The organism is Streptomyces lavendulae subsp. lavendulae (genome assembly GCF_002803845.1).
GTDB classification, from domain to species: Bacteria; Actinomycetota; Actinomycetes; order Streptomycetales; family Streptomycetaceae; genus Streptomyces; species Streptomyces lavendulae.
On the sequence record NZ_CP024985.1, the window covers coordinates 5,645,776 to 5,658,911 of the forward strand.

Below are 13,136 nucleotides of genomic sequence, written 5' to 3' on the forward strand. Positions count from 1 at the left end.
CTGTTCGATGCACCGCAGCAATCCCCTGTAGCTCAATTGGCAGAGCAGCCGGCTGTTAACCGGCAGGTTACTGGTTCGAGTCCAGTCGGGGGAGCGCGGTCCCCTGTAGCTCAATTGGCAGAGCAGCCGGCTGTTAACCGGCAGGTTACTGGTTCGAGTCCAGTCGGGGGAGCAGGAAAGAAGAGGGCCCCGGGTGGGTCCTCTTTCTTTTTGCCCTGAACGGGGAACCGGGCAGCCCTCGGCGCGGTCTCTCTGGGCAGGCGAAGCCGATCATGCGAGGCATCCGAAGCAGGAGATCGTATGAGCGGCTATGCTGCGGCAGACGGCGCGCACACATGTACGCGCCACGCCGTAAAGGGGCGGTAGCTCAGCCGGTTAGAGCAGCGGACTCATAATCCGTCGGCCGTGGGTTCGAGTCCCACCCGCCCCACCTCTGCACACACGGCATGCAGAAACGATAAGGCGGCCCCTTGGGGCCGCCTTTCGCGTGCACGGGGTCGGCCCGGGGCCGCAGGGGGTCAGTCCCAGCCGATGACCTTCTTGTCCGCGGGGGCCGAGTCCCAGCCGATGACCTGCGGGGTGGCGGGGCCCGCGGCGCGCACCGAGTCCCAGCCGATGACCGCCTTGCCGGCCGGAGCCGAGTCCCAGCCGATGACGGCCGGAGCCGCTGCGCGGACCGAGTCCCAGCCGATGACCTGGGGGGCGGCGGTGGCGGCGACCGTGAGGGCGGTGACGGAGAACACAGTGGTGAGGCCGGCGGCAGCGATCAGGCGAGCGGTGCGAGACATGGAATCCCCCTGGAAACACGGACGGACGAGGCGGTGCGCGCTGCTCCGGTCCGGCCTTTCGGCCCTGGCCTGGGGTGGGGCTCCGTGCCCCGCCGTCCCGGTGAACACCATCCTGCTGGCCGTCGGGGGAGCGCAGAAGGGGAAGCGGGTGGCACCAAAGTGCCCTGTCACCTTGGTGCCGTCCGTAGGTCTGATCAAGCCACCTTTAGGATCATGAGACCGGCGGGCCGCAGCCCGTCGGCAGGGGATTCGTGCCGGGGGGCTGAAGCATGCTCGAAGCGCTGGGACTGGACTCGCACGTGGAGCGCGTCTACCGCGAAATGCTCGCGGATCCGACGGGCGGAGTGGCCGAACTCGGCGCCCGGCTCGGGCTGACGGAGGGGCAGGTGCGCGACGGGCTCGACCGGCTCGTCGACCTCGATCTGCTCACCCCCTCCCGGGAGAACGCCGGCGGACTGCGCGCCGTCAGCCCCGAGGCGGGGCTGGAGCAGATCCTGCGCCGCCAGGAGGAGGACCTGATCCGCCGCCAGCAGGAGCTGGCGCTCAGCAAGGCCGCCGCGGCCCGCGCCGTCGCGGAGTTCGCGACCCTGCGTCCGAACACGGAGACCGACGGCGCCGAGCGGCTCGTCGGGCTCGACGCCATCCAGTCCCGGCTGGAGGTCCTCGCCAAGGGGCTCAGCCGGGAGTGCCTCGCGATCATGCCGGGCGGCGCCCAGTCCCAGGCGAGCCTGGACGCTTCGCGGCCCCTGGACGAGGACGCCCTCGCCCGGAAGGTCGCCATGCGGGTGGTCTACCAGGACAGCGCCCGCAACGACCCGGCCACCCTCGCCTACGCGCAGTGGACCACCGAGCGGGGTGGCCAGGTGCGCACCAGTCCGGTCCTGCCGCCCCGCCTGGTGATCTTCGACCGGGCCACCGCCGTGGTCCCCATCGACCCGGAGAACTCCCGCCTCGGTGCCCTGTGCACCACGGCCCCCGGCATCGTCGCCTCGCTCGTCACCCTCTTCGAGCAGACCTGGGGGACGGCCGTACCCCTCGGCGCCGCCCGCGAGCAGGCCGGGGAGGACGGGATCACCACGGCCGAGCGGGAACTGCTGAAGCTGCTTGCCTCCGGGATGACCGACGAGGCCGCGGGCAAGCGCCTGGGGGTCTCCCTGCGCACCGTCCGCCGCCAGATGTCGGGGCTGATGGAACGGCTCGACGCGACGAGCCGCTTCGAGGCCGGTCTCCGGGCCGCCCAGCGCGGCTGGCTCTGACGACGCCCCCGGCCCGCGCCCGTGGGCGCCGCGGCCGCGGGTGCCCGTCCTGCGCACCCGCGGCCGCGTGCCCCGGGCCCGGGGCCTAGAAGTTCTCCGTCTCCTCCACCAGGAGGCGCAGCACGTCCGTCAGGTCGTGACGGCGGGCGAACGCCGCGCGCTGGCGGGCCGCGCCCGAGCCGTCGCGCAGCAGACCGCCGAGGGTCTTCGCCGCGTGGTCGAGGTCACCGGCCGCGGCCAGTTCCGGAGCGACCAGGTCGAGCAGGGCCTCCGCGAGATCGGCCGCCGGGAGCTCGGCGCCCGTGTACGGGTCCAGGCCGAAGCCCTCCAGTCCGTCGTGCGCCGCCCGCCAGCGCGCGAGACGCAGTACGTCGTCCCGTACGGGCGGATCGGGCCGCTGCTCCGCGAGCTCGCGCAGGGCCGTCGCCACCAGGGCACGGCCCAACTCGGCCTGGAGGACGGCCGTGTCGATGTCCGGTGACATGTCGGGCGCCCGGATTTCGAGCGTCGGCCAGTTCCCGGACGGGCGCAGGTCCCAATAGACCATCTTCGTGTCCAGGGCCGCCCCCGAGCCGAGCAGGGTCTGCACCGAGCGCCGGAAGTGGGCCGTGGACGTGAAGTGCGGGGGCGGGCCCGCGGAGGGCCAGCCCGACCAGGCCATCGCCCGCCAGCTGGAGTGGCCGGTGTCGCGGCCGCCCCAGAAGGGGGAGTTGGCGGCCAGCGCGATCAGCGTGGGCAGCCATGGTCTGACCCGGTTGGACACGGCCACCGCCGTGTCCACGTCGAGGGTGCCGATGTGGATGTGGCGGCCGCAGCTGACCAGGGTGTCGGTCAGGGCGCCGAACCGGCGGTGCTGCTCGCGCTGGCGCGGCTCGTCGTCGGTCAGGTGCAGCGGTCCCTCCACCGCCATGACGGGTGAGGGTGCGGCCAGCAGCCGGCAGCCGTGCGCGCGGGCCGCCGCGGCGAGGGTGCGCCGCAGACCGGCGAGATCCGCGCGCAGGGCGGCCGCCGAGTGGGCGACCGGGGTGGCGAGCTCCACCTGGTACCGGGTCCCCTCGGCGTGCACCTGCTGGGGGAGTCCGGCGGCGGTGGCGAGGACGAGCGGTGCGGCGGGGACCACCCGCAGGGTGTGCGCGTCGACGAGCAGGAACTCCTCCTCGACCCCCACGGTGAGGGGGGTGGTGACACCGCTCGCGACGCGCAGGTTTCTGCCGGCGGAGCCCGGGGCGCCGGTGGCGCCGGTGAGGCCGGTGCGGTCGGTGTCACTGGTGCTCGTGGTGCTGTTGCCAGGTTCGATCACTACGCCTCCCTGGACATACGAGTCTTTCATCATGAGCCGACCGGGAGGCCGGAGGGCTACGTCGATTCGGTCAAATGTCTGGTGATAGTGGCGGGTTAGCGGCAAGCCGGACCCCGCCCTGGGGCCGCGGATCCGGGTGGGGAGGACGTTGCGGGTGTGTGAAGGACCACCCGCGCTCCAGGGCCGCCCGACACGGCGGTGGTTATCATCCGCTGTGACCGGTACCGCCTCGCCACCCCGCCCCCGACGGCGCATATTCGCCGACCTGACCCCGCTGCGCACCTCCGCCCACTACCGGCGGCTGTGGGTCGGCGGCACCATCTCCTGGATGGGCCAGGCGATGACCGCCCTGGCCATCTCGCTCCAGGTCTACGAGATCACCGGGTCCAGCTTCTCGGTCGGACTGGTCGGCCTCTTCTCGCTCGTCCCGCTCGTCGCCTTCGGCCTCTACGGCGGGGCCATCGCCGACACCGTGGACCGGCGCAAGCTCGGCCTCCACAGCCAGATCGGCCTCACCGTCCTGTCCGCCGGTCTGGCGGCCGCGGCCCTGCTCGACTACCACCGGGTCTGGCTGCTGTACACCGTCGTCGCCCTCCAGGCCGTCTGCGGGGCGCTGAACGGGCCGGCCCGCTCGGCCATGATCCCGAAGCTGCTGCCGCCCGAGCAGCTCCCCGCCGCGAACGCGCTGGGCTCCGTCACGATGACCTCCGGCACCATGCTCGGCCCGGTGCTGGGCGGGCTGATCGTCGGCTGGTGGGGCTACCAGGCGGCGTACCTGATCGACGTGGTGACCTTCGTCGCCGCCCTGTACGCGATGTGGCGCCTGCCCGCGATGCTGCCGGAGGGGCGCAAGGGGCGGGCCTCGGTGATGGACGGGCTGCGCTTCCTCGGGACCACGCCCAACATCCGCATGACCTTCTTCTCCGACATGGCCGCGATGATCTTCGCTCAGCCGAAGGCGCTGTTCCCGGCCATCGCCGTCCTCTGGTACGGCGGCGACGCCAAGACCGTCGGCCTGCTGGTCGCCGCCCCCGCCGTGGGGGCGCTGCTGGGCGGGCTGTTCTCCGGCTGGCAGGGGCGGGTCCAGCGGCACGGGCTGGCGATCCTGCTGTCCGTCGCCATGTGGGGGCTGGCCATCGCCGTGTTCGGGCTGACCCGCAACCTCTGGCTGGGGCTGTTCTTCCTCGCGCTTGCCGGGTGCGCCGACACCATCTCGATGGTGTTCCGCTCGACGATGATGCAGACCGCGACCCCGGACGGGATGCGGGGCCGGCTCCAGGGCGTGTTCATCGTGGTCGTCGCGGGCGGGCCCCGGCTCGGGGACTTCCTCGCCGGAACCGTCGCGGACCTGACCTCTCCGGCCGTCGCCGTCACCGGCGGGGGCCTGGCCTGCGTGCTGGTGCTGGGCCTGCTCGCCGCGCGCTGGCGCGCCTTCGCCCGCTACGACGCCCGCTCCCCGCAGCCCTGAGCCGGCGGCGGGGCCGCTGCCGCGGCGGGCGCGGCGCCGGGGCCGACGGCAGGGGTGTGAAGGAGAGTTGGCGGGTTCGTTGCCGTGCTGTTGCCGGGTCTTCCGCTTTCTTTCGATCAGGCATATGACAGTTCGGCAGTCCTCGCCCGTGCCGACGCGGGCGATCCGGCCGAACCAGGAGGAAGGCCTTCATGCGCCTTCGTACGCTCGTCACCACCGCCGTGGCCACCGCCGCGCTCACCGCGGCGCTCACGCCCCCCGCCCTCGCGGCCCCCCGCGACGGCGACCGGGCCTGCTCGCCGCGCATGACGGTCCGCGGGTTCTCCGACTCCCTCGACAAGACCCTCCTCGACGGCAAGCTCGTCGGCGGCATCTCCGCTCTCTCCCTCGACCGGGACGGCAAGGTCGCCGCCGTCTCCGACCGGTCGGCCCTCTACACGCTGGACGTGGCCCGCGGGGACACCCCCACCGCCCGCGCCACCCGCAGGCTCCCCCTGACCGACGGCGCGGGAGCGGTCGTCGACTCCGAGGGCGTGGTCGTCGACCGCGACGGCACCTACCTGGTCACCGACGAGACCACCCCCGCGATCCGCCGCTACGACCGCACCGGCGGGGTGCTCTCCACCCTCCCGGTCCCGCCCGCCTTCCGGATCGCCCCGCAGGGACGCGCCACGGTCAACCAGACCTTCGAGTCCCTCACCCTGCTGCCCGGCGGACACACCCTGGTCGCGGGCCTGGAGGGGCAGCTCGCCGGGGACGGCAAGGACGCCCGGGGGCGCACCCTGCAGCGGATCCAGACCTGGGAGCGGCGCGGGAACGGGGAGTTCGTCCTGGGCCGCCAGTACGCCTACCCCGTCGACGCGGGCCACGGCCTCGTCGAGCTCGCGCCGACCCGCGACGGCCGGCTGATCGTGCTGGAGCGGGGCTTCACGCAGCAGTTCGCGATCACGGCGCGGCTGTACGTGGCCGATCCGCTGGGCGCCGGTGACACCTTGAAGGTGGAGACGCTGACCGAGGGCCGGGGGCTGCGGCCCGCCCGCAAGTCGCCGATCGGCGACTTCAACGACTGCCCCACCCTCGGCGCCCCGTCGAAGCTGCCGCAGAACCACCCCCTCGTCGACAACATCGAGGGCATGGTCGCCACGGAAGAGGACGGATCCGGCCGGGTGCGGCTGCTGCTGGCCAGCGACGACAACGAGTTCCCGCAGCAGATCACCCGGCTCTACCGGGTCGACGTACGGCTCCCGGACCGCCGGGGATAGCCCTGCCGACGGCGGGCGGCGGGTGCCGCCCGCCGGACCGTCAGCGTCCCGGCCCCGGCCGGGTTTCCAGCAGCCGCTCGGCACGCTCCACGAGCAGCGGCAGCAACGTCCGGCGCCACGTGTCGAGATGGACCGTCCCGCCGGACATCCCGCCATGGGCGTACCGCTCCCGGTACACGTGCGGCGCCGGTTCGGCGGAGAGGTCCACCTCGACGAGCTCCTCGAACGTCGCCCGCAGGAGGCGGGCGACCGCGTCGGCCGAAGCCGGGAGGTCCGTACCGGACAGGGTGTCGCGGAGCGCCTGCCAGACGTGGGGATCCCCGCGCAGGCCCCACTTGTCGGGACCGGCGTCGAAGAGCGCGGCCATCTTCGGGACGGCCGTGTCGTCATGTGCCATGGCGTCAGTCTCCCAGAGCCGCGGCCGGGCCTACGCGCCGCCCGCCGGGCCGACGACGCCCCGTGCCACGCCCAGGGCGACCAGGTCCTGGGGGCGGATGCGCAGCTGGTCCGCCGTCGCGGGGGCCTCGGCGCGGGGGCGCTTGAGGATGGCCGTCGCCAGCTCCGGGGCGATGACGGAGAAGTAGCTGTCGGGGGTGACCCAGGTGTTTCCCGGGGCGGCCAGGGCGAGCGCCCCGCCCGAGCCGCCCTCGCCGATGAGCAGGGTGGTCACCGGGACCGTCGCCGCCGCGAGCGCCGCGAAGGCGTCGGCGATGGCCGGGCCGGCGCCCGCCTGCTCGGCGGCGGCGTCGTTGGCCGCTCCCGGGGTGTCCACCAGGGTGAGCACCGGGATCCCGAGCCGGTCCGCGAGGCGGATCACGCGGGCCGCCGTACGGTAGCCCGCCGGGCGGGTGGCGGTGCCGCACTGGGCCGCGTACGCCACGGCCCGGCCCCCGCGCAGCCCGATCCCGCACAGCATGCCGGGGTCGGCGCCGCCGGAGCGGTCCCCGCGCAGGGGCAGGCGCAGCTCGAAGTACGCCTCCAGGTAAGCCTGCGCGCGCGGCCGGTCCGGGTGCCGGGCCTGCCGGACGGCGTCCCAGCCGGTCTCCGGGGGCACTACGGCGGCCAGCGCGGCCGGGGGTTCGACGGGCGCGGTGGCGCGGGGCGCGGCCAGCACCCGCAGCCAGTCCCCGAGGACGCCCGGGAGCTCCCCGGGCGGCACGACGGCGTCCACGTGCCCGGCGGCGTACTGCCCCTCGGCGGTGTAGGCCGCCGGATCGGCGTCCGCCGGCCGCACCCGGGACCCGGCGAAGCCGACCTGGGCGCCGGGCAGCGCGAGCACCACGTCGGCCCCCGCACCGAGGGTGGCCCAGCCGCCGCCGGTGGTGGGGTCGCGCAGCACGGCGATCTGCGGGAGGCCGGCGGCGCGGGTCAGCACGCACTGCCGGGCCACGCGCTGGAGCTGCGTCAGCGCGAGCATGCCCTCCTGCATGCGGGAGCCGCCGGTCGCGATCAGGGACACCAGGGGCAGGCGGTGCGCGCGGGCATGGGCGTAGGCGGCTTCGAGGCGGTCCCCGGTGCGTTCGCCGAGCGACCCGCCGAGGAAACCGAACTCGAAGGCGATCAGGGCGGCTTCGCGACCCCCGATGCGGGCGGTGCCGGTGACGACGGACTCCCGCTCCCCGGTCCGGGCCGTGGCACGGGCGCGCGAGGCGTCGTAGCCGGTCCAGCCGAGGGGGCCGTCGTCGGCGGACTCCCGCTGTGGCGCGGGGAGTTCGGCGAAGCTGCCGGGGTCGGCGAGGGCGGCGATGGCGGCGCGGGCGGAGAGGCGGGTCGTCGTCACGGATTCACCCTAGGGGGTCATGCCAGGTCCGGCAGGGGGAAGGCGATCTTCAGGGCGTAGGCCGCGACGAGGCCGTAGCCGAGGCGGAAGGTCCAGGCGCGGGCGGCGGGGGAGATCCTGCGGCCGGCGAAGGCGCCGAGGGCGACGAGGGTCTGCTGCCACAGGAGGGAGGCGGCGGCGACGCCGACGAGGAAGGCGCCGGCGGTGGCGGGGGTGGTGAGGGCGGAGGCCTGGGCGGTGGTGAGGGCGGCGAAGTAGAGGGCGGTGGTGGGGTTCACGGCGGTGAGGCCGACGTACCGGCCGAACGCCCTGACGGCACCGGCCCCACCGGCACCGCCGCCGCTCCCGGTGCCGTCCCCCGGGGGCCGGTCCCCGGGCGGTGGCGGGGCCGGTGGGGTGGAGGAGGCGGGGCGGGCGGAGCGGTGGAGGGCGTGGGCGGCGATGGACAGCAGGACCGCGGCCGCGAAGAGGCGGATCCAGGCCTCGACGGGGGAGACCCGGGAGGCCACCCACGGACCCACCGCGGTGGCCAGCGCGGCGTAGCCCAGGTCGACCGCCGCGATGCCCGCCGCCGCGGCCACCGCCGTACGGCGGTGGCGCATCGCCTCCTGGAGCAGCAGCACGCTCATCGCGCCCATCGGCATCGCCACGCCCAGGCCCGCGACCGCGCCCGACAGGGCGGGGGAGAAGAGTTCGCTCATGGACGGGAGGGTGGGGTGCGGGGGCACCCGATGGGCGGCCGATATCGGCTCGGACTGCGAGAATCGCGGTATGGACCGCCTCGACAGGGAAATCCTCGGCATCCTGCAGCAGGATGCGCGGCTCTCGTACCGCGACCTCGGCGTCCGCGTCGGGCTCAGCGCGAACGCCACCGCCGACCGGGTGCGCCGGATGCGGCGGGACGGGGTGATCCGCGGGTTCACCGTCATCGTGGACCCGGCGGCCGACACCCGGGGCGGGCTCGTGGTCTTCATCGACCTCGTCCTGCGGCAGGACACGACCAACGAGGAGTTCGAGCAGCGGGTCGCCACCCTTCCCGGGATCACCGAGGTGGTGCACGTGACGGGGGAGTACGACTACCTCGTGCGGGCGCGGGCCGCGGACCCCGCCGCGCTCGACGCGCTGCTGCGGCGGCTCAAGCGGGAGGCCGGGGTGGCGCAGTCCAGCACCCGGATCGCGTTGCGGGCCGCCACGAGGCACCCGGCCGGGTGATGTCGCCGGGATGTCCGCGACCCGGGGGCCAGGACCGCCGCCCCGCGCGGGGCGGGCGGTAGCGTGCCGGTGGACGCCGGACGTCCGGGGCCGGGGAGTCCCGCGCCCGTGTCCGGGGAGCGGGGGGACGGCAAGCGGGGAGCCGGGGCGTACCCGTCTGCCCGGCGGCGCACTGTCATCCTCGGTGAGGGGCGATGATCGTATCGGTGGTGTCGATGCCGGAGGGCGTCGTCACGCGCACGGACCTGCCCGGGGCCCGGGAGCGCCTCGCGGCCTCCGACTTCGTGATCGTGGACATCGACCTGGGCGAGGAGCCCGAACCCGGCGAGGAGCCGGAGCCCGGCGGGGAACCAGCGCCCGTGCCCGGCGGGGAGAGCGCGCCCGGAGAGGAGCCGCTCTTCCGCGGGCTCGGACTGGACGACGAGGCCTGGAAGTGGCTCGGCGGACCGCGGGAACCCGTGCGGGTGGAGTACCGCGAGGGCACCGTCGGATGTGTCGTCCCGGTGCTCGACGGCAGCCGCGTCGTCCACGTCCACCTGCTCGCGAGCGAGCACCGGCTCGTCATGGTGCACCACGGGCCCGTCGAGGTGATCGAGACCTTCGTCGGACGGCTGCCGCAGGACAGGCCCGCCGACCCGGCGGCCACGGTGTTCCTCCTCCTGCACGGCGCGCTGGAGGGGTTCCGCCGGGCCGCCTCCCAGGCCCTGCTGGAGGTCGAGGACATCGAGCAGGCGATGTTCGAGCAGTGGGAGCCGCGGGACGTCCAGCGCCTGGCCCAGCTGCGGCGGCGCGCGGCCCAGCTGCACCGTGCGTTCCGCCCCTACGCCGCGGTCGCGCAGGAGTTCCTCGCGCGCCGCGGGCTGGCGCACCGCGAGATCCCGGAGGAGCGGCGGGCGTTGCACCGCCTGCACGAGAGCACCGTGCGGCTGGTGGTGCTGGAGATCGAGTCCTTGCGGGACGAGACCCGGCGGGCCGCCGACAGCTACGCCTCCCTCGTCGCCGACCGGCAGAACCTCGTGATCAACCGACTCGCCATCGTCTCCGTGATCTTCCTGCCGCTGTCGTTCCTGACCGGCTTCTTCGGCATGAACTTCGGCTTCATGAGCACCCTCATGGCGAGCGAGAAGGCCTTCCTGGCGCTCGGCCTCGGCCTGCAGCTGTGCGCCCTGGTCGTGGCCATGTACTTCGTGCTGTACCGCACGCACTGGCGCCAGCTCCGGGGAGGCGGGCCGGACGACACCGCCGACCGCCGGCGCCGCCGGCTGCTGCAGGCCGGGCGCCGCGCCGACGGCGAAGGGTCCTAGAGCGCCGACTCCCACCGCAGCGTCGTCCCCCGGGCCCCCGCCTCCGTACGGCCGTCGTCCGTGACCGTCAGGCGGACCCGGCTGCGGGTCGCGTCCACCCGGACCTCGATGGAGGTGACCCCCGAGCGGCGGTGGGCCGCTGCCAGGGCGCCGCGCAGGGCGGAGAGCAGGTCGCCCGCCACCGGATCGGGGACCAGCGCGTCCACCGCCCCCGTGAAGTGCACCGACGGCTGGAACCCCAGCGGCACCGCCGCCCCCCCGGTCTCGCGCAGGACCCGGCCCCGGAAGGTCGCGGGGGCGTCGCTCGGCGGCTGCTGGAGGGCGAAGATGGCCGTGCGGACCTCCTGGATGGTGGAGTCCAGCTCGTCCACGGCCCGGCTCAGCTCCTCCCCGACCGTGTCCCCCGAGGGAGCGTTCGAGGAGCGTCGCCGGGTGCTCTCCAGCATCATCTCCGTGGCGAACAGCCGCTGGACCACCAGGTCGTGCAGGTCGCGGGCGATCCGGTCCCGGTCCTCGTACACCGCGAGCCGTTCGCGGTCGTGCTGGGCGTCGGCCAGGACCAGGGCCAGCGCCGCCTGGGAGGCGAACTGCGAGGCCAGCAGCCGGTCCACCGCGTCGTACGCCGGACCGCCCCGGGCCCGCGGCAGGGCGAGCGTGCCGATCAGCTGGCCGCCGCTCTGGAGCGGCAGCATCATGCTGGGGCCGAAACGTTCCCGCACGTGGGTGGTCATCCGGGGATCGGTCGCGGAGTCCTCGATGAAGACCGGCTCCCCGCCCAGCAGCTGCTCCAGCACCGCCGAGCCGGGGGCGATGGCCGTGCCGACCAGGTCGCCGGGGTCCCCCTGCGTGGAGGCGGCGACGATCTCCATGCCGCCCTCCGGGGTCGGCTGGAGCACCACCCCGGCGGCGGCGTCCGCGAGCAGCCGGGCGCGTTCGGCCACGCACATCAGGGCGTCGGCGGCCGGACGCCCCGCCAGCAGGGTGGTGGTCACGGCCGCGGCGCCCTCGATCCAGCGCTCCCGGCGGCGGGCCGTCTCGTAGAGGCGGGCGTTGCCGATCGCTATGCCCGCCTGTGAGGCCAGGACGCGGACCAGCGCGAGGTCCTCCTCGGTGAAGGGGCCGCCGCCCGCCTTCTCGGTGAGGTAGAGGTTGCCGAACACCTCGGTGTGCACCCTGATGGGCACGCCGAGGAAGCTGCGCATGGGCGGGTGGCCGGCCGGGAAGCCCACCGAGCGGGGGTCCTTCGTCAGGTCGTCCAGCAACAGCGGCCGCGGGTCGTCCACGAGCGCGCCGAGCACGCCGGTGCGCCCGTCGGGCATGCGGGCGACGGCCGCCCGTTCGGCCTCGCTCATCCCCGCGGTGAACAGCCGGGTCAGCCGGGCGCGCTCGGGGTCGACGACCCCGAGCGCGCCGTACCGTGCCGCGCACAGCTCGGCGGCGGATTCCACGATGTGCTGGAGGGTGGTCCGCAGCTCCAGTTCGGAGCCGACGTTGAGGACCGCCTCCAGGAGCACGGGCAGGCTGGACGGCTCGTCCGGTGGATCCGGTGGCTCCGGCGTCATTCGGACAGCGGGTTGAGGACCATGGGGGCGATCTTCCCTTCCAGCATCGCGCCGAGACCCATCACGGCGCACACGTCGGGCCGTTCCGCGATGGCCACGGGCATTCCGGTCGCGTCCCGCAGCATCTGGTCCAGGCCGGGCAGCAGGGCGCTGCCTCCCACCATCATGATCCCCCGGTCCGTCAGGTCCGCGACCAGGTCGGGCGGGCAGTCCCGGAGGATCTTGCCGATGCCGTCCAGGACGGCGGTCAGGGGAGTGTGGATGGCGTCCCGGACGGCCGCGGTGTCCACGTGGACGGAGCGGGCGAGTCCGGTGGCCACGTCGCGGCCGTGGATGAGGGTGGAGGCCGGGCCCTCGGCGGTGATGCCGTTGCCGTGCAGGGCCAGTTGCAGGGGGCGTACCGCCTGGCTCGGCAGCATCAGCTCGTGCGCGTGCCGCAGGTGCTGGACCACGGCGTGGTCGATGGCCTCGCCGCCGACGGGGATCCGCTCGGCGGTGACGATCGAGCCGAGGGAGAGGACCGCCACCTGGGTGGCCGCCGCCCCGCACACCATGATCATCGTCGCGGTCGGCTGCTCCACGGGCAGGCCGCAGCCGACGGCCGCCGCGATCAGGGTGTCGACCAGTTCGACGCGGCGGGCGCCGAGCCCCACGAGGGTCTCGACGGTCGCCCGCTGGGCGAGGGGGTCGGCGTCGTGCGGGGTGCAGGCGGCGGCCCGCAGCCGGGGCTTGCGGCGCAGGGCGCGCCGCAGCTTCTCGCCCAGGAGGTGACGCAGCATCCGCTGGGCCATCTCGATGTCGACGACGGTGCCGCCGGAGACGGGCCGTACCACGCGGATGTAGTCGGGCGTGCGGCCGGTCATCCGCTCGGCGAAGGAGCCGACGGCGATGAGCGCACCGGTCCGCGTGTTCACCGCGGCGACGCTGGGCTCGTCGACGACCAGTCCCGCTCCCTTGACGTAGACGCGGGTCCTGGCGGCTCCCAGGTCGACGGCGACGTGGCAGCGGCGCAACTGCTCAAGACTGACGGTCACGGCAGATCCTCCCGAGTGCGCTGACGCAAGAAGACCGGCGGTTGCCGGTCGCATTTCATATCTTCTCGGGTAAATGGGTCAACCCGCCCGTTGAAATGCTCCGGGTGGGGTGGGTCGCACGGGGCGCGGGGTGCTGCACAGGGGTGGATTTCTGTACCGACAGGCACGAC

The 13,136-nt window shown here is 74.3% G+C and carries 12 protein-coding genes and 3 tRNA genes; 8 read left to right on the forward strand and 7 right to left on the reverse strand.

Features of this window, described 5'->3' with window-relative positions; translation table 11 throughout:
- The first annotated feature begins 21 nt into the window (after window positions 1-21).
- From SLAV_RS25030 to SLAV_RS25040, 3 genes are all read left to right on the forward strand, one after another.
- Window positions 22-94: transfer RNA gene (locus SLAV_RS25030), tRNA-Asn, on the forward strand.
- A 5-nt stretch (window positions 95-99) separates the two neighbouring features.
- A tRNA-Asn gene (locus SLAV_RS25035) sits at window positions 100-172 on the forward strand.
- A 184-nt stretch (window positions 173-356) separates the two neighbouring features.
- Window positions 357-430 (forward strand) — tRNA-Ile (locus SLAV_RS25040).
- Window positions 431-518: 88 nt separating this feature from the next.
- Here the strand turns inward: SLAV_RS25040 and SLAV_RS25045 are convergent.
- Window positions 519-788, reverse strand: a complete 270-nt coding sequence (locus SLAV_RS25045; RefSeq protein WP_030227093.1) for a hypothetical protein — start codon at window positions 786-788, stop codon at window positions 519-521.
- Window positions 789-1,057: 269 nt separating this feature from the next.
- Here SLAV_RS25045 and SLAV_RS25050 point away from each other — a divergent pair, with 269 nt between their 5' ends.
- Window positions 1,058-2,044: a helix-turn-helix domain-containing protein gene (locus SLAV_RS25050; RefSeq protein ID WP_030227095.1), complete on the forward strand. Its 987-nt coding sequence runs from the start codon at window positions 1,058-1,060 to the stop codon at window positions 2,042-2,044.
- A gap of 85 nt (window positions 2,045-2,129) precedes the next feature.
- Here the strand turns inward: SLAV_RS25050 and SLAV_RS25055 are convergent, their stop codons facing one another.
- Entirely contained in the window at window positions 2,130-3,344 is a 1,215-nt protein-coding gene (locus SLAV_RS25055) for a carboxylate-amine ligase (protein ID WP_158740539.1), read from the reverse strand.
- Window positions 3,345-3,558: 214 nt separating this feature from the next.
- Here SLAV_RS25055 and SLAV_RS25060 point away from each other — a divergent pair, with 214 nt between their 5' ends.
- Both SLAV_RS25060 and SLAV_RS25065 read left to right on the forward strand, forming a co-directional pair.
- Window positions 3,559-4,812, forward strand: coding sequence for an MFS transporter (locus SLAV_RS25060; protein ID WP_030227100.1), 1,254 nt, complete (start codon window positions 3,559-3,561; stop codon window positions 4,810-4,812).
- A 191-nt stretch (window positions 4,813-5,003) separates the two neighbouring features.
- Complete coding sequence (locus SLAV_RS25065; protein WP_030227102.1) at window positions 5,004-6,074, forward strand: esterase-like activity of phytase family protein; 1,071 nt, start codon at window positions 5,004-5,006, stop codon at window positions 6,072-6,074.
- Window positions 6,075-6,114: 40 nt separating this feature from the next.
- Here the strand turns inward: SLAV_RS25065 and SLAV_RS25070 are convergent, their stop codons facing one another.
- From SLAV_RS25070 to SLAV_RS25080, 3 genes are read right to left on the reverse strand one after another with little or no spacing between them, the layout of a single operon-like run.
- Window positions 6,115-6,471, reverse strand: a complete 357-nt coding sequence (locus SLAV_RS25070; RefSeq protein WP_051840469.1) for a hypothetical protein — start codon at window positions 6,469-6,471, stop codon at window positions 6,115-6,117.
- 30 nt (window positions 6,472-6,501) lie between these two features.
- Entirely contained in the window at window positions 6,502-7,854 is a 1,353-nt protein-coding gene (locus SLAV_RS25075; RefSeq protein WP_030227107.1) for a carboxyl transferase domain-containing protein, read from the reverse strand.
- 17 nt (window positions 7,855-7,871) lie between these two features.
- On the reverse strand, window positions 7,872-8,555 hold the full coding sequence (locus tag SLAV_RS25080; RefSeq protein WP_051840471.1) for a LysE family transporter: 684 nt from the start codon (window positions 8,553-8,555) through the stop codon (window positions 7,872-7,874).
- A 70-nt stretch (window positions 8,556-8,625) separates the two neighbouring features.
- Here SLAV_RS25080 and SLAV_RS25085 point away from each other — a divergent pair, with 70 nt between their 5' ends.
- Both SLAV_RS25085 and SLAV_RS25090 read left to right on the forward strand, forming a co-directional pair.
- A complete protein-coding gene (locus SLAV_RS25085; RefSeq protein WP_030227111.1) occupies window positions 8,626-9,066 on the forward strand; it encodes an Lrp/AsnC family transcriptional regulator in 441 nt (146 codons plus the stop codon).
- Between the two features lie 194 nt (window positions 9,067-9,260).
- Window positions 9,261-10,370, forward strand: a complete 1,110-nt coding sequence (locus SLAV_RS25090; protein WP_051840473.1) for a magnesium transporter CorA family protein — start codon at window positions 9,261-9,263, stop codon at window positions 10,368-10,370.
- On the opposite strand, the gene SLAV_RS25095 is transcribed toward SLAV_RS25090, so the two are convergent.
- Window positions 10,367-11,932: a sensor histidine kinase gene (locus SLAV_RS25095; protein ID WP_030227120.1), complete on the reverse strand. Its 1,566-nt coding sequence runs from the start codon at window positions 11,930-11,932 to the stop codon at window positions 10,367-10,369. The genes SLAV_RS25090 and SLAV_RS25095 overlap by 4 nt on opposite strands.
- On the reverse strand, window positions 11,929-12,966 hold the full coding sequence (locus tag SLAV_RS25100) for a rod shape-determining protein (protein ID WP_030227122.1): 1,038 nt from the start codon (window positions 12,964-12,966) through the stop codon (window positions 11,929-11,931). The genes SLAV_RS25095 and SLAV_RS25100 overlap by 4 nt, the downstream gene beginning before the upstream one ends.
- Window positions 12,967-13,136: the final 170 nt, after the last annotated feature.